Below are 16,559 nucleotides of genomic sequence, written 5' to 3' on the forward strand. Positions count from 1 at the left end.
ATATTCAACAAGCCGGGTTCAAGCCCGGCTTTTATGTTCATGATGTACGGTATGTCAGCGAGAGGCAGGAGCCGAAGCTGACTGTTGTCTCAAGGCCATCCGCGAAATTGAGATAAAGAGAAAGCCTGCATTATGCAGGCTTTTTTTATATCGATATTACTTACTAGTTAATGTGAAAACACCATCCCATTCTGGTGGAGGAGGAAGCTCCTTATAATCTTCACAACGCTTAATATAGATTTCAGATGGATTTGTTTTAACACCTTTTAAATCTGGATAGCGCATATATTCAAGTTCCAACGTTTGCTTAAATAACTCAATGGCCTCATCCCATTTCTGATTCTTATATAAAAGAATCGCCTTAGAGAATTTATCTGCAAGCTCTTTTAAGTAATCAGGAGCTGTCGCCTTTAGTCCTAATAGGTCATAACTTGTTACTGGAATTGATTTTCCCACAACTCGAATTGTATCAAGCTCACGCCATAAGAATTCATCTCCTGCAAGTTCAACTGTTTCCTTGGCCACTTGTGTGAAAATTCCATATTGCTTTGCAGACTCTTCAAGACGAGCTGCTAGGTTTACAGAGTCTCCCATCATTGTATAGTTCATACGAGATGCAGAACCCATATTTCCTGTTACGATGTCTCCTGAGTTGATCCCAATTCTCATTCTCATATCGTGAACGATCTTAGGCCACTTATCTCCTTCTGAAACCCATTTCTTTCGAAGCTCTAAAAGTGACTCCTGCATCTTGTGTGCAACCATGCAGGCACGTTGGGCATGGTCAGGAAGCTCCATTGGTGCCCCAAAGAAGGCGATAATAGCATCACCCTCATACTTATCGAGAGTTCCTTTTTCTTCAAGAAGGATATCTGTCATGGCCGTAAGGTACTCATTTAAAAGTTCAACGAGCTGTGTGGCCGATAACTTTTCTGAGAAGCTTGAAAAGCCCTGAATATCTGTAAAGTAAGCTGTTCGAATTCCTGAAGTACCACCAAGTGTTGGAGCAGAACCAGCTTCGTACATCTCATCAATAAGCTCTGGGGAGATATAACTTCCAAAGGCACTCTTTAGGAAGGCCTTGTCTTGATTGGCCATATAGAAGTTTACGATTGTATTCCATGAATAGCAGAGGACTAGGGCAAAGAAGCACCAGAATAATTTCGTTTCAAAACCCTGTGGAATAAAATAGTAAGTATCAGTGTAATAAAGACTTGAAACTAAGAGAACAAGTGTGAAGAGATCAAAAATAGGATTTTCTTTTAATTGCATTAAGAGAAGTAGAATGACCGATCCAACAAGTAGTGCCCAAGATAGTTTTGCTGAATCAATGAATTCCTTAAAGAAATGGCCGTCAATTAGCATTTGAACGAAGTTCATGTGAAAGAGAACTCCTGGTAGCATCGAATCAATTGGCGTGTTTCTTAAGTCGTGTGCTCCAAAAGCTGTCGCACCAACAAAGACAAGGGAGCCTTCAAATAATTTCTTAAACTCAGGATCATTTGGATCTTTTTCAATAATTTGATAGATAGGTATGCGAGTATAAGCATCGGCGCCACCGATCCAACGAACTTTTGTTTCACCTCTAAGGTTTAATTCAACATCTCCCTTTTTGGATTTTAAGATTGGAACACCACCTTGAGTACTTAGGTCTAGTTCTGTTTTAAAAATATTCTTATTTTCACCTTCCTCATTTTCATCAAACTCACCAATCCAGTGCATATAAGATGATAGCCCATATGAAGGAACATGAACTTCTCGATATGGAAAGGCCAGTGCCTTGTAGTGTCTAATAACTCCGTCGTTGTCTGCACTTGCTTCAATAAAGCCTAAAGATGCTTCAGCATCAATAATACCCTGGATAGGATATACTGAATTTGAAATGATCGTTGGCTCCATATCGTAATTAACCCCACCTGCTTTTGTGTTCAGGGCAAAGAGGTATAAGTCTTCTGGTAAAGTAGGGTAGTGATTGGTTCCATAAACTTCAAGGTTATAAGGCATGATGACACGATTATTTGGTACCTCATGAAAATACTCAATGGCCGAAATTAATTCATCATCAGGATTAACTCCATTACAAGTCATGGATGCTTCAGAAAAGAAAACATCAAAGGCTATGACCTTTGCACCATAACCACGTAACTTCCTAATCATTGTTCCCCAATGGGAGCGAGTGATAGGCCAAGAGCCCAAGTTCTTGATCGAGTCATCATCTATATCGGCCAGAATTAGTTTTGGGTTTGGTGTATTTCTGTCCATTGTTTGCATCATTCTTAAATCATAGAAACGATTTTCAAAAAATGATGCATAAGCCGTGAGGTCCCTAAAATTTTTATCGTATGTTCGTGAATAAAGAGAAAAGAACACACTAGCACATGAAAATAATATGATAAGAAATAGTCCTGTGTATTTGATAATATTTTTCATAGCAATCCATGGTTCTTAGCGCTTAATAGTAATAAGAGAAATCAATGGCCGTTTGATGGGCCGTATAATTACTTGTGTCTTCGTCAGAGCTGTTATTTGTATAAATATACTCAAATCCAAATGAAAAGTTACGATTGATAATACGTGTAAGCTTTGCATTGAGTGATGTCGTCATTTCAAGCCCACGTGTTGCATCTGTTGCTGCGTCTTCATAACTTATGAAGTTTGTCGAAAGACCTGCATTAAAGCTTGTATTTGGAAATAGGCCTGGAACAATATAATCAACACGAAATAGGTGAGATGTCGTGTTTAGGTTTGGAGAGTTTGCATAATCACTACTATCAAATTGGTAGAGTAGAACAAAGATTCCGTAAGTCTTTTTGATTATTTGATCAGCAGATACAACCATCGAAGATCGATCAAGACTTTCTGTATAGTATGAATATGTTTGATACTTAAAAGTTAAAGTTGTATTACCAGCTTCAAAGAAAGGCATTTCACTACCTAATTCAAACTGTTGAGAGCGGTAGTTAAACTGCTTACTTTTTTGTGCGTTCACATCCTTGGCCTGATAGTCATAAACTAGGTTTGTAAATAAGCGAGCAGGCTTCTTGTTAATACGATAAGCAAAGTCGATATCCAACTCAGGTGTAATATTATAGCTATCATTAGAGTAAATTTCCGAATCAACGCGATCTGTATAGATTGTATTCTTAAGCTCTAGCGCAGGAGTAATCGTATATCTTCTCTTAAAATTAAAGGCCTTTTCAATATTGAGACGAGTTTGAGAAAAGAATGAATCCTTATTCGTTCCAGTCGAGCTTGGGAGATCGTCTGAAAGAGTAACGTTATTATCATATGTGATCTTTTCTTCAACACTTAGGCTTAGTCTTTCACTAGGTAGGGGATCACCATTAATTAATTTATTTTCTTCTAAGAAGAATTCCTTTTTTATTTCTTTTATTCGATTATCGATATCATCTGCAGTTGAGCTGTTTGGGTCGATATCAATGGCCTTGTAGTAATCAGGAAGGATATATTTTTCGACAATCTCTCTTGTGCGATTCGTTTCTCTTGCAATCTCTAAATTCATATTAGCAATTTGAAAGTAGGAGATCTGCTTCATCTCTTTTGAAGTCTTTTTGTCTTTTAAGAGCTTTCCAAAATAAACCTTTGCATTCTTCGGTTCTTCCTTAAGCTGATAAATATAGGCTATATAGTAATTTGATTGCTCGACTTTATACTTTGCTCTTTCAGATTTTTTGAAATTTTCAATAGCATCATCTAGGTTGTTGATAGCAAAGTTGGCCTGGCCCAATTCATAATTAAGCTCACTTGCTTTATTTCCCTTCTTTATCGCCGAATTAAAAGCATCAATGGCCTTGTTATATTCTTGAATACGAGAGTAGGAGATCCCAAGAAGATAATCTCTTATTCCTGGGGATTTGGCGCTTTTAAAATTCTTATAATTTGGTGAGTTCAATAACTCGATAACTTTCTCATAATTCGAGTTTTCAAATGCACGGTAAACAGGAGTCATGCTCTGGGCAAGTCCCATTGATGTGATACTAGCGAATGCCAGTGCGATAAAAATCTTTTTCAAAGTCAGTCCTTTAACTTTTTATTAAAATTTAGGTATTTATAAATAATTTTACTGATAAATCGGACAATTGAATAGGGGAAATTTGGCCACAGAACTTTTAAGCTGTGGCCATATCTGAATATTAAACTCGGTTATTTATTGGCGATCAAGAATGACTTTTACTCGCGCTCGATTAGTTGAAGTCGTATTTGTTTGATCAAGCATTTGGTCGCGATCATCCATTGTTTTCTTCATAATATCAGCTCCGTCATCAACAGGTCTTGTATCATCAACAATTACTGGAGGTAGCAATGGATCACCAAGTGGCGCTTCTCCATCAGGATTAAAGATATTCATTGGTTCTTCTGGCATTATATCTGGTACTGTTCCACCTGAAGCCGGAATACGGTTTACACTAATTTGAGGCTTGTCCTTTGGAATCATGTCTCCATTTTCATTTACAACATAGAAGTCATTCTTATACTCACCAGTTTCCTTATCGAAACTACCCATTTGAACCGGTACAATTACTTCATTTGTCATTGGGTCAACTGGAGCATTCTTCGGTGGTGGAATGTAGAGAGCATTACTTGTGTCAACGTAGCCACCTTCTTGCATTGTTCCTTTAGGAGCGGCCGTTGTAATGGTAAGAGTTGGTGCTTGAGCTGTAGGGACTTTAAGATTAGAGTCGGCCTTGGCCATTTGTCCCATAATCTCAGTTCCTCCTGCTCCACTAAATTTTGAGCTATCCATTCCAGGAGGAATGATATTTCGACTCATTTGTTTCTTTTCTGATTTATTCTTATCATCATTTGATGATGTCTTTGAACCATCATTTGCTTCAAGGGCCTTTAGCTGTTGCTTATTAATTTTAACTGGCTCCATTGGCTTTGAGTCAACCTTAGGCATAACCCCTGAAAGTTGTCCTTGGCGAACCATAACTGAAGTAGGTGATGAAACAACCTTTTCAAGCCTGTCTTGTAGAAAGCGACTCTTTTTAAAATTAGAAAGAGAACCCATGGCAACGGCACCCTCGAATGTAATAAGTGTCGTATTATTATTGGCCGGGTTAAAGTTTACTTGGAAGTCTGTCCCACGAACACCCATGGCCGCAGTCTTTGTCTTAATAAAGAGCTTTGATTTCTTCTTATCAATTTGTAGGTAGTTCTTAGAAACTTTAGAGCGAAGTTGACCATTAATTAGATTGATAATTCCTGCTTTCTTTTTCGGGAATTGCTCGACTTCAACTTCTGAATTTGCACCTAGAGTTAGATTTGATTTGTCGATAAAGAGGAGCTTAACAAAGCTTCGGGCCTTCGTTGTGATCTTGGCTCCTTCTGGCACCCAGTCTCCCTTGGACAATGCTTTCTTTGTCTGGGAGTAAAAGACCTTTCCTCTTACTTTCATAACCTTTGCGACACCCTTTTCTGAGTTTGCATTCAAGGCCGAAATATTCGCTAAAATTGCTACAGATAAAATAATAAGTCTTAGTACCTTCATAATGAGTCCCCACAAAATCAATCTCATTTATACTTATCGTAGATCAAAGTAATTTCTTAAGCTGAAACTTGTGTAAATGACTAAAAACAAAGGGAGTTTGAGTTGGGGTAACTTTCTGATATGACAAGAACTTGTGGCAGGGTGAACTGCCACAATACGTAATTTTGGCTAGTTAGAGAATTGTGTCGAAATTCTCTGTTGGCCTACCAATGGCGGCTTTTTTCTCGTCGTTAACGAGAATTGGACGTTCTAGAAGCTTTGGGTTTTCGTGAACGATCTTGGCCCACTCAATATTTGATAACTCTTTTCCTGCAAGCCCTAGATCTTTAAATAGGGCCTCTTTCGTACGAATTAAGCCTTCAAGTGGTGCTAGCCCCGTATACTTCACTAGATCGATAAATTCTTTCTCTTCAATGCCATCTTTCAGATATTCCTTAACTCTAAAGCCAATGCCTTCTTGAATACCTTTTTGTTCTAAATATTCTAGACCTTGGCGGCTCTTAGAGCATCTTGGATTGTGATAATAAAGCATTTATTCTACTCCTGATAATTATCATATCAGTTCTTTTCTGATATATTGGGTTTTTAAAAAATAACTAACTAGGATTTTAGCCATGTCTTACGATATTGAAAATATCAAATCAGAATTTGCCGAACATGTTAAAACTTTACAGAATCAGATTAGTGACGAACTTAAGAGAATTGATACAAAAATTAACTTGAATGAAGATATATGGGAAAGAAAGGATTACGCCGGAAACCCTGGTGGTGGTGGGATCACACGTGCCTTTGAAGGCGAGATCTTTGAGAATGCTGGTGTTAATACATCACTTGTATTTGGAGAAGTTGATCCAAAATTTGCGGCCAATATTGGTGGTGATAATAACCAGATGTGGGCAACAGGAATTTCTCTCATCATTCACCCGACAAACCCAAAAGTTCCAACAACTCATGCGAATTTTCGCATGATTCAGGCCGGATCAAAAATTTGGTTTGGTGGTGGTGCCGACCTTACTCCTTACTTTCCACATGAAGAAGACTTTGAGTACTTTCACAAGGTTTGGAAAGATGCCTGTGAACCATATGGATATTGGGACGACTGGAAAAATCGTTGTGATAAGTACTTTGTTAATAAGCATCGTGCAGATGAAATGCGTGGAGTAGGTGGCTTCTTCTATGATCATTTCTTCTCGGGTGATCCAGTAAAAGACCTGGCCATGTTTAAAGAGATTTCTTTAAACTTTATCAAGTCTTACTTCCCACTAGTTGAGAAGAGAATGAATGAGGCCTTTGATGATGAAGATGTGGACTTCCAACTACATCGCCGCGGGCGCTACGTTGAGTTTAACCTTCTTCACGATAGAGGAACTCACTTTGGACTTAAGTCTAATGGCCGTACCGATTCAATATTAATTTCACTTCCAAAGAGGGTGAAGTTCACTTATCGTTATGAGCCGACAAAGCCAGAACACAAGAAGATGATGGAATATTACTATCCAAAGGACTGGGCCTAGCTATTAGCTGGCCTGTGCCTTAATAAGGTCCTCTAAGATTTCATTGGCATCAATTTCAACTCCATGGGACTGGGCCACTGCTTGAATCTCTTCAAGTTTTTTCTCTAGTTTCGTGATTTCACAAAGTAGACGGTAGCAGTTGTTAATCATCATAAATTACCCCTTTGTTAGAGTTGTTAAATATAAGTTTGACATATCAAACCATCGGTGTCCATAGGAAAATACTTAATGGTCATAGTTTTATTTGATTTGATCAATACAATTTATTTTAATTTTACACAGTTTAGGATTTTATGTAATGTGCCAGAATCCTAATTCGGATGCATTGCAAGATTAGTAAGAGGTAGAAAATGTCTAAGAGACTACAAGAATTATTAGAAGAAATGAAAGAGTACTCACCAAAGCAAATGAGAACTCTAAGAAATAATCTTAATAACAGATTACAAAGTTTTAAGAATGACTTTAAAGAGCCAAAAGAGCTTCAGCCTTCACATAAACTATATGGCCTTGAAGAAGGTGAGTGCCGTGAGCTTCTTGGTGTTGTTAAAAAAGAATTAATCAAAATGAAATTTTCTGATTTATAGAACATGCTCTACAACAAGTGTTGTAGCATTGTAATATAAATGTAAAAGCTTGGGCCTTGGCTTTAATTGAACGCTTATGGAGGGTATGCTTCCTATATGCAAAAAGCCAAGCAAAAGCCCATTCTAAGAGGTTGGTCTCATCAAGTCATGTTCTTCGTCGCACTTGGTGCCTGCACCCTTCTAATCGCAAAAAGTGTCAATTCCACTCAGTATATTTCAACTATTGTGTACTCTCTAGGTCTTCTTATGATGTTAGGAGTTAGTGCCTTTTATCATCGAATTCACTGGGAACCCAGAGTACGTGACCTTCTGGGCAGACTTGATCATAGCGCTATTTACGTCATGATTGCAGGAACTTGTACACCGATTACTCTTCTCGTTTTAAATGGAGAGTCTGGTTCAACATTTCTCATAAGTATTTGGACTGTGGCCGCAATTGGTATTTTGAAATCGATCTTCTTTCCTAATCTGCCAGAGAAGGTAAGTGCAATTATCTATCTTATTCCTGGCTACATGGTTCTTCCCTATGTATCGGAACTTCTTCCAAAACTTGGGATGACAAATATTTCGCTTCTAATTGCAGGTGGTATTCTCTATACAATCGGTGCAGTCTTTTATGGATTAAAGAAGCCTGGTAGGTATGCGAAGTGGTTTGGCTATCATGAGTTATTTCATCTATTCGTTTGTGTGGCAGCGACGTTGCACTTTATGATTATCTATTCGATTGTTGGGTAGATGATTTTTTAAAGGGTGCCATGCACCTTTGGTTTCGCATGTGCACATAGCGACCAATGGCCCTCGTACGATTCGCTAACTTTCCCATTGGCCCAGAGACAACAAAGCCTGCAAAAATGCAGGCTTGTTGAATATAAATTTCATTTCAAAAGTTGGGGGCCTAGCACCGCGAACAATAGTTTGCCTTTGGGCAAACAATTTCGCGGGTGCTTACCAATCAGGGGCGATGTAAACATCAATCTCTGGATTGTACTCCGCTCTTAGAGTTGACTTGATTGCCTCAAGTGTTCCCGTTGTTGATGATGGGCAAGTCCCACAAGCTCCTTGGTAGCGAACAAGAAGAATATTGTCCTCATAAGAAACAGTTTGAATATCTCCACCGTCAGCTTGCAGGTATTGTCTAACCGTACGATCAAGTACAGCTTCAATATCTTTTAGCTCTTGAGGTAGGTTTTCACGACGCTCTTTTTCTGGATCGAATTCTTCATATTCTGGATTATGATTTGGCAAATCATGCTTGATTGTTTCAAGGATCTTTGGCTCAATATCATCCCAGTCTTCATAGTTGAATTTTGTTACCGTAATAACATTTTCAAAAAAGTGTAATTGGTCAATTCCACGAATTGTAAAAAGGTTAACACCTAGGTTCACCTCTCCACATTCCATTGGCGTTCTAAAAGTTGAAGAACCAGATGCTTTTACATTTTGATTTAAAATGAATTTTAAAGCATTTGGATTTGGTGTTGGTTGAATGTCGATTGTTACTTCACTCATATATCTTACCTTTGTTGCCCTAACTTCTTATAGGAAGTTAATGGCCTTATGTAGTGCTTTGATAAAATTATCTATTTCTTCTTTTGTATTATACAACGAGAATGAGGCCCTTGCAGTCGCACTGATTTCGAACCTTTTCATTAAAGGCTGTGTACAGTGGTGGCCAGTTCTAATTGCAACACCTTGGCGATCTAAGAGTGTTCCAAGGTCGTGTGGGTGAGCACCTTCAACAACGAATGATAAAACCGAGGCCTTCTCTTTTGCTGTTCCAATTAAACGAACTTTTTCAACTTCTAAAATTTGCTTAGTAGCATAATCAAGAAGCTCTTTCTCGTAGCTTTTAATTACATCAAGATCACAATTTACAATGAAGTCAATTGCTGGCTTAAGGCCAATCCCACCTGCGATATGAGGAGTACCTGCTTCAAACTTATGTGGAAGATCGTTATATGTTGTCTTTTCAATTGTGACAACATCGATCATATCTCCACCACCTTGATAAGGAGGCATTGATTCAAGAAGCTTCTCTTTACCATAAAGAGCTCCGATTCCTGTTGGCCCAAACATCTTGTGTGAAGAAAAGGCAAGGAAGTCGCAGTTTAGGTCTTGAACATCAATTTTCTCATGAGCAATTGATTGGGCAGCATCAACGCAGAAGTAAGCTCCATTGTCGTGTGCTAACTTAATATATTTTTTGATATTGTTAACTGTTCCAAGGCTGTTTGAAATATGGGCCATGGAAACAAGTTTTACATTACCTTCTTCTAGAAGCTTCACATAAGCTTCTTCATTGATGTCACCTTCATCCGTAATAGGGATCTCTCTTACTTTTGCACCAATCTTTTCGGCCTGAATTTGCCAAGGAACAATATTTGAGTGGTGCTCCATTGTCGAGATTAGGATGACATCATCCTTTTTCAAGTAGTGAGGAACGAAAGAGCTTGCAACTAAGTTTAAGCTGTCTGTTGTTCCTTTTGTGAAGATGATCTCACATCTCGAATTTGCATTAATTAGAGATTGTATCGCGTCGCGAGTTTCTTCATACTTAATTGTTCCAAATTCGCTTAGGTAGTGAACACCTCTGTGAATATTGGCAACATCATGTGTGTAGTGCTCATTTAGAGCATTGATCACATTGATATGCTTAAGAGTTGATGCAGCATTATCTAAGTAGATAAGTGGCTTATCATGTACTCTTCTTTCTAATTGTGGAAATTGCGCTCTAATAGCGTTAATTTCAAAGGCCATTAAGATTCCTTTTCCATTTCATCAAATGCATTTTTTTCAAATGATTCAAATAGAATATCACTTAAGAATTTTTCAATTTTCTCATCTTCAATCTTTGTAATCGCATCTGAACAGAATGCGTGAATTAGTAGCTTTTGCACGCGCTCTTTTGAAAGTCCACGAGACTGAAGATAGAAAGCTTCTTCGTCACTCATTTGTCCTACAGTTGCACCGTGGGCACATTTAACATCGTCAGCATAAACTTCAAGTTGTGGACGAGTATCGACGTGGGCCCCTTTAGATAGAAGTAGGTTCTTATTTAACTGCTCTGAGTTTACAAGTTGAGCATCACGACAAACAAGAACTTTACCAGTGAAAACACCACGGGCCTTATTGTCTAGAACTCCCTTGAAAAGCTGCGAGCTATCAGTTCTTTCTTTAATATGTGAAATTAGTGAGAAGTTGTCAGTGTGCTGATCTCCTCTAAGAGCATATAGGCCATCAACACTTGCTGTTGCTCCGATTCCATTTAGACGAACTCTCATCTCGTTACGAGATTTCTTAGCACCTGTTGTGAAAGTAAATGACTTAAAGTGTGCGTCTTTTGCAATGTCAGCATTTACACTACTTACGTGGAATGCATTAGCACCATCAGTTTGAACTTTTACGTGACTTACATTTGCACCATCTGCAATTTTGAAATTTGAGACAGCGTTAATATTGTATGCCTTATCACTTCCAGTAAAGATCTCAACAAAGCTCACCTTAGAGAATTGTTCAACGTTTACGTGAATACGAGGAAGAGCAAATTCTCCATCAAAGTCTGAAATGTGAACAATTGAGATAATATCATCAACGCTTACATTCTTAGGTACATTGATTTCAATGATATTTTCAACCGCAGATGCATTGAGCATCGCAAAGATATCTGTTTGATCACAATTTGCTTCATTTGCGATAAGTGCTTTTTGTTCTACTGTTACTTCTTCTGGAAAGAAAGAGTCAGCTTTTGAATATTGACCGTTAAGAAGTACAACTTGATACTTGCCAGCAACTTTAACATTCTTAAGCATTGCTTTTTCAGCTGTTACTGCAAACTTCTCTGGTAGTACATCTGTAAGCTTAGTGTAAATCCAGTCTTCCATTTTTGTATGTGGAAGTCCGCGGGCCTTAAAATTCCCTAGGGCCTCTTTATTTGAATCTGACTTTGCGTATCCCGCTAGGTCATTTAAATATTGGTCTGTTAATTCTTGGATATTCATTATTAATCCTAGTCCTTATTTTGTTAACCAGTCGTAACCTTTTTCTTCAAGCTCAAGAGCTAGCTCTTTTCCACCTGATTTAATAATTTTTCCGCCACTTAGTACGTGAACATAATCAGGAACGATATAGTCTAGAAGTCTTTGGTAGTGAGTTACAAGAACGATTCCATTGTACTTAGACTTAATTGCGTTAACACCTTTTGCAACAATTTTAAGAGCGTCGATATCAAGACCTGAGTCTGTTTCATCTAGTAGGGCGATCTTTGGATTAAGAACGGCCATTTGAAGAATTTCATTCTTCTTCTTTTCTCCACCAGAAAAACCTGTGTTCACTGGACGGTCTAAGAATTCTTCTCTCATCTCTAATAGCTCTAGTTTTGGCTTTAGGAATTCTCTGAATTCTTCTTTCTTCATTTCTGCAGCACCTTGAGATTTCGATACTTCGTTAAATGACTCAAGAAGAAAGTCAATATTTGATACACCTGGAACTTCAATAGGGTATTGAAAGCCTAGGAAGATACCATTTTTTGCTCTTTCATCTGGCTCAAGCTCTAGAAGGTCTGTTTGCTTTCCATTGATATTGTAATCAATTGATCCGCTTGTTACTTCAAATGATGGGTGACCAGCGATTACTTTTGATAGTGTACTCTTTCCTGAACCATTAGGTCCCATGATTGCGTGAACTTCACCTGGTTTAACTTCAATAGAAATCCCTTTTAGAATTTCTTTTTCTTCAACTCTTGCGTGAACATCTTTAACTGTAAGTAAGCTCATTTTTTTCCCTTTATATAAATCTAAATTTTATCCGATTGAATTTTCTAATTTCATCTCAATTAACTTTACGGCCTCAACTGAGAACTCTAGTGGAAGCTCTTTGAAAACTTCACTACAGAAACCATTTACGATCATTGAGATACATTTTTCCATATCCATTCCACGTTGCTGTAGGTAGAAAAGCTGATCTTCAGAAATCTTTGAAGTCGAAGCCTCGTGCTCTACAGTTGCCGTATTATTCTTAACGTCAATATATGGGAATGTGTTTGCAGAACACTTAGAACCAACAAGCATTGAATCACATTGAGAGTAGTTCTTTGCACCAATAGCTGATGGCATAACCTTAACAAGTCCACGATAATTATTTTCAGAAGCTTCTGCTGAGATACCTTTTGAAATAATTGTCGACTTAGTATTCTTTCCGATGTGAACCATTTTAGTTCCTGTATCGGCCTGCATTTTATTATTCGTTAGTGCTACTGAGTAGAAAGCACCCTGTGAGTTTTCACCAATTAAGTTACATGAAGGATACTTCCAAGTGATAGCAGATCCTGCTTCAACTTGTGTCCATGAAATCTTAGAATTCTTTCCAAGGCAGTTACCACGCTTTGTTACGAAGTTGTAAATACCACCCTTTCCTTGCTCATCTCCGGCGTACCAGTTTTGAACAGTTGAATACTTAATTTCTGCATCATCAAGAGCAATAAGCTCAACGATAGCAGCGTGAAGTTGATTTTCATCTCGTTGAGGAGCTGTACAACCCTCAAGGTAATTTACGTAACTTCCTTTATCGGCAACAACAAGTGTTCTTTCAAACTGACCCGTCTCTTTTGCATTGATTCTAAAGTATGTTGAAAGATCCATTGGACAAGTTACACCTTCAGGGATGTAAACGAATGATCCATCAGAGAATACTGCCGCATTTAGTGCTGCATAGAAATTGTCTGCAGGAGGAACAACTGTTCCTAGGTACTTCTTAACTAGTTCTGGGTGCTCTTGTACTGCTTCTGAAATTGAGCAGAAAATAACTCCAACTTTTTCTAGTTCTTCCTTATATGTTGTTCCAACTGAAACCGAGTCAAATACAGCGTCAACGGCAACACCTGAGATTCTCTTTTGCTCAGAAAGTGGAATTCCTAGCTTTTCAAATGTTGCTAAAAGTTCCGGGTCCAAGTCATCCAAGCTCTTTGGTGCGCTTTCTGTCGATTTGGGGGCCGCATAGTAGTATAGGTCTTCAAAATCAATTTTTGGGATTTCTAGTTTGGCCCAATTTGGCATTGGCATTTGTTTCCAAAGACGAAATGCCTTTAGACGATATTCAAGTAACCATTCAGGCTCATTCTTCTTTGCTGAAATCATCCTTACGATGTCTTCATTTAAACCCTTTGGGAACTCTTGAGTTTCAATGTCTGTAAAGAAGCCATACTTATATTCTGACTTTGTTAATTGTGTATCACTCATGTGTGAATCCTGCCTTATTTATTAATAACTCTTCAAGCGACAAGTTAATCAGCTGGTGATTAACGTGAGAGTTAAGCTTTTCTATTGGTGTAATTAATTCGCAATTTAAATATTTCGTACATTTGCCCTTAAGAGCATCACAATCAGATTCTGTAATCTTTCCTTCAATTGAATTACTTACTTCAAAGAGATTGATTTCAGATAGGGGACGGCTAAGATAGTAGCCTCCTTTTATACCTTTGATTGATGAGAGCACTCCGTATCCATTTAGCTTTTGCATAACTTTAGATACTGGATCAAAAGGCATCTTGTGTATGTCACAGATCTCTCTGGCCGAAGTGAGATTTTCGGCACATGTGTGTCCGTGCTCTTGCATATGCTTTAGAGCTGTCAGGGCATATTCTGTTTTTTTACTAACCTTAAACATGCTTAACACACCTATATTGTGACGAGTTAAATACCTTAGGTATCGCCTTTTATTAATAATTTACGTTATGACTTTTAAATAACGTAAAATAAGTCAAAAAACAACTTATTTAACTCCATCTTAGCAAATATATAGGTCGAATCACACCTTAAATCCATAATATTTATGTAAGATCGACTTTTATCAAGCTTTGTAGGAAAATGGTCTTATGAGTGAACATGATTCGGAAATTAACTTAAAACGCCTCAAGTATATTGGTTCTTTACGTGATGAGTCGATTGTTGCCCAAATTGAAGCGCAACTAATTCGACAAGGTATCCATATTACAAAAGAATATGAGAACGACTTCTATCATTTATTTGTTGTGGACCTAAATCAATTACAACAGGCCCGTGATGTTTACCGCATCTATATTGGAGGGGCCAAACCAACTAAGGTTGATAAAAATTGGCAATATGTTCAATCTTTAAGTATGGGACCTGCGACAATTATAATCTTGGCCTTGTGTGTAATCGTCTTCATCTTTGGCTGGATTCTAAAGAATGAAAACCTCTATTATCTTTTTCTTTTTTCAACTTCTAAAGTAGATGCCTTTGCAGACATTAATAATGGTGAGTACTGGAGGCTTCTTTCTCCTGCCTTTATCCACTTTGGCTACATTCATATCTTCTTTAATATGTTGTGGTGGAAAGAGTTAGGTAAGCTCATTGAGGTGACTAAGGGAAGTGTATTTTTAATACTGCTTCTTTTATTTACGGCAATTTCTTCAAATATCCTACAAGCGATTATGTCCCCGGGGATGTTTGGAGGGCTTTCTGGTGTGGTTTACGGCCTACTTGGTTTTCTATGGCCATACTCAAGGCTAAATCCAAACTTTAAGTTTAAGCTTCCAACTTCTGATATTGTTCTCATGGTTGGATGGCTCTTCTTAGGTTTCTTTGATGTCTTTAATTTTAAGATGGCCAATTGGGCCCACGGAGGTGGACTTGTCAGTGGTGCCGTCTTAGGTGTTATTTTTGCTTTGATTGATCGCTCGGATCAAAAGTCGAATACTCACCAATCTTAAGATCACCTAATTTCACATCGCCAATAGCGACTCGAATTAGCCTAAGGGTTGGGAAGTTTACCGCCGCACACATTCTACGAATCTGGCGATTTCGTCCTTCTGATATTCGGACTTCAATCCAAGAGGTAGGGATTGTTTTGCGTACTCGCACTGGTGGGACGCGATCTTCAATTTTAAAGTTTGTTAGCTTTTTAACTTTCGCTGGCTTTGTCTTGTAATTACCTTTAATGACAACACCACGCTTTAGCTCTTCAATTGCTTCTGGTGTGATATCGCCGTCGACTTGAACAAGATAAGTTTTTTCAACCTTACTATCAGCATTGGCCATTTGGTTCTTATACTTCCCATCATTAGTGAGAATCAGTAGGCCTTCACTGTCTTTATCTAAGCGGCCAACAGGGTAAACTTCCTTTGGTAGCTTGTAATCAATAAGGCTTAGCTGGTCTCTGTGGTCTTTTCCAAATTGGCACAGGACATCGTATGGCTTATTAAAGATGATATATTGATGTTCTCCATTACTTGCTACTTCTTTGAAGTTTTCAAGCTTAAATGGAGGAGTAATTTCTAAGTTTATTTCTTTTTGTAAAAACTTATCAAAGAAGCTGATTTTGTAAGCACAAAGTCTTTGTCCACTCTGATCCTTTGAATTTGAATAGATTGGATCACCGTAAATTGGATGACCAATCTCTTTTGCATGGGCCCTAATCTGATGCTTTCTACCAGTTAGGATCGTAAACTCAACTAATGAGTACTGCTTATCAGTATCGATAACTTTGTAGTCTGTTATGGCCTTTTTACCACCAGAGTTAACGACAACCATCTTCTCAATACGCCCAACTCGGTTTGCCTTAAGGAAGTTTTCAATCCTTGCTTCTTGTTGTGTAAAGACACCGCTACAGATAGCTAAATAACTCTTTCTTATCTTTTGCGGATCATGAGAGCTAAAGAGTTCTTGAAGATATTTATTGGCCTCTTTGTTTTTAGCAAATAAAAGAATTCCAGACGTTTCCACATCAAGTCTATGTGCTAGGACGAGATACTGATCCTTTCCATCACTTCGATTTTTCAGAAAACTAGAAAGAGCATCAGTGCAATTATCTCGAAAACGATCGAGAGTTTTATGCACTGGCCAGCCCGCCTTTTTGTTTAGGGCAATATAGTTATCGTCTTCAAAGACGATATCATTGGCAGATAATCGGATTTTAATTCTTTTTTTCACTGAA

Annotated in this window: 16 protein-coding genes; 4 read left to right on the plus strand and 12 right to left on the minus strand. The window is 38.1% G+C overall.

Annotated features, from left to right (window positions below; genetic code table 11):
• Positions 1-156 precede the first annotated feature (156 nt).
• The 4 genes from ABMA78_RS11495 to ABMA78_RS11510 form a co-directional block, all read right to left on the minus strand.
• Complete coding sequence (locus tag ABMA78_RS11495; RefSeq protein WP_392860181.1) at positions 157-2,430, minus strand: CHASE2 domain-containing protein; 2,274 nt, start codon at positions 2,428-2,430, stop codon at positions 157-159.
• A 22-nt stretch (positions 2,431-2,452) separates the two neighbouring features.
• Complete coding sequence (locus tag ABMA78_RS11500; RefSeq protein ID WP_392860183.1) at positions 2,453-4,033, minus strand: hypothetical protein; 1,581 nt, start codon at positions 4,031-4,033, stop codon at positions 2,453-2,455.
• Positions 4,034-4,168: 135 nt separating this feature from the next.
• On the minus strand, positions 4,169-5,512 hold the full coding sequence (locus ABMA78_RS11505) for a FecR domain-containing protein (RefSeq protein WP_392860184.1): 1,344 nt from the start codon (positions 5,510-5,512) through the stop codon (positions 4,169-4,171).
• Positions 5,513-5,684: 172 nt separating this feature from the next.
• Complete coding sequence (locus ABMA78_RS11510) at positions 5,685-6,044, minus strand: ArsC/Spx/MgsR family protein (RefSeq protein ID WP_392860185.1); 360 nt, start codon at positions 6,042-6,044, stop codon at positions 5,685-5,687.
• A gap of 82 nt (positions 6,045-6,126) precedes the next feature.
• On the opposite strand from ABMA78_RS11510, the gene hemF reads away from it, so the two are divergent.
• Positions 6,127-7,026, plus strand: a complete 900-nt coding sequence (gene hemF, locus ABMA78_RS11515; protein ID WP_392860186.1) for an oxygen-dependent coproporphyrinogen oxidase — start codon at positions 6,127-6,129, stop codon at positions 7,024-7,026.
• 3 nt (positions 7,027-7,029) lie between these two features.
• On the opposite strand, the gene ABMA78_RS11520 is transcribed toward hemF, so the two are convergent.
• Positions 7,030-7,179, minus strand: coding sequence for a hypothetical protein (locus ABMA78_RS11520; protein ID WP_158246941.1), 150 nt, complete (start codon positions 7,177-7,179; stop codon positions 7,030-7,032).
• A gap of 197 nt (positions 7,180-7,376) precedes the next feature.
• Here ABMA78_RS11520 and ABMA78_RS11525 point away from each other — a divergent pair, with 197 nt between their 5' ends.
• Positions 7,377-7,610: a hypothetical protein gene (locus ABMA78_RS11525; RefSeq protein ID WP_392860187.1), complete on the plus strand. Its 234-nt coding sequence runs from the start codon at positions 7,377-7,379 to the stop codon at positions 7,608-7,610.
• Positions 7,611-7,706: 96 nt separating this feature from the next.
• Positions 7,707-8,345, plus strand: a complete 639-nt coding sequence (locus ABMA78_RS11530) for a hemolysin III family protein (RefSeq protein WP_392860188.1) — start codon at positions 7,707-7,709, stop codon at positions 8,343-8,345.
• Positions 8,346-8,555: 210 nt separating this feature from the next.
• Here ABMA78_RS11530 and ABMA78_RS11535 read toward each other — a convergent pair whose 3' ends face one another.
• The 6 genes from ABMA78_RS11535 to ABMA78_RS11560 are packed head-to-tail and all read right to left on the minus strand — an operon-like array spanning position 8,556 to position 14,270.
• Positions 8,556-9,119, minus strand: coding sequence for a NifU family protein (locus ABMA78_RS11535; RefSeq protein ID WP_392860190.1), 564 nt, complete (start codon positions 9,117-9,119; stop codon positions 8,556-8,558).
• A gap of 27 nt (positions 9,120-9,146) precedes the next feature.
• Positions 9,147-10,367, minus strand: coding sequence for an aminotransferase class V-fold PLP-dependent enzyme (locus ABMA78_RS11540; protein WP_392860191.1), 1,221 nt, complete (start codon positions 10,365-10,367; stop codon positions 9,147-9,149).
• Positions 10,367-11,608: a Fe-S cluster assembly protein SufD gene (gene sufD, locus ABMA78_RS11545; protein WP_392860193.1), complete on the minus strand. Its 1,242-nt coding sequence runs from the start codon at positions 11,606-11,608 to the stop codon at positions 10,367-10,369. The genes ABMA78_RS11540 and sufD overlap by 1 nt, the downstream gene beginning before the upstream one ends.
• A gap of 15 nt (positions 11,609-11,623) precedes the next feature.
• Positions 11,624-12,382 (minus strand): Fe-S cluster assembly ATPase SufC, encoded by a 759-nt coding sequence (gene sufC / locus ABMA78_RS11550; RefSeq protein ID WP_021267803.1) that lies wholly within the window; start codon positions 12,380-12,382, stop codon positions 11,624-11,626.
• 27 nt (positions 12,383-12,409) lie between these two features.
• On the minus strand, positions 12,410-13,843 hold the full coding sequence (gene sufB, locus ABMA78_RS11555) for a Fe-S cluster assembly protein SufB (RefSeq protein ID WP_392860194.1): 1,434 nt from the start codon (positions 13,841-13,843) through the stop codon (positions 12,410-12,412).
• Entirely contained in the window at positions 13,836-14,270 is a 435-nt protein-coding gene (locus ABMA78_RS11560) for an RrF2 family transcriptional regulator (protein WP_392860195.1), read from the minus strand. The genes sufB and ABMA78_RS11560 overlap by 8 nt, the downstream gene beginning before the upstream one ends.
• Before the next feature lie 208 nt (positions 14,271-14,478).
• Between ABMA78_RS11560 and ABMA78_RS11565 the strand changes: the two genes are divergently transcribed.
• Positions 14,479-15,336 carry a rhomboid family intramembrane serine protease gene (locus tag ABMA78_RS11565; protein ID WP_392860196.1) on the plus strand — a complete coding sequence of 286 codons (858 nt, stop codon included), beginning with the start codon at positions 14,479-14,481 and terminating at the stop codon, positions 15,334-15,336.
• Here ABMA78_RS11565 and ABMA78_RS11570 read toward each other — a convergent pair.
• Positions 15,281-16,555, minus strand: coding sequence for a pseudouridine synthase (locus ABMA78_RS11570; protein ID WP_392860198.1), 1,275 nt, complete (start codon positions 16,553-16,555; stop codon positions 15,281-15,283). The two genes, ABMA78_RS11565 and ABMA78_RS11570, sit on opposite strands and share 56 nt — an antisense overlap.
• Between the last annotated feature and the right edge of the window lie 4 nt (positions 16,556-16,559).

This window comes from Halobacteriovorax sp. RZ-2 (assembly GCF_043196685.1).
Lineage (GTDB): Bacteria > Bdellovibrionota > Bacteriovoracia > Bacteriovoracales > Bacteriovoracaceae > Halobacteriovorax_A.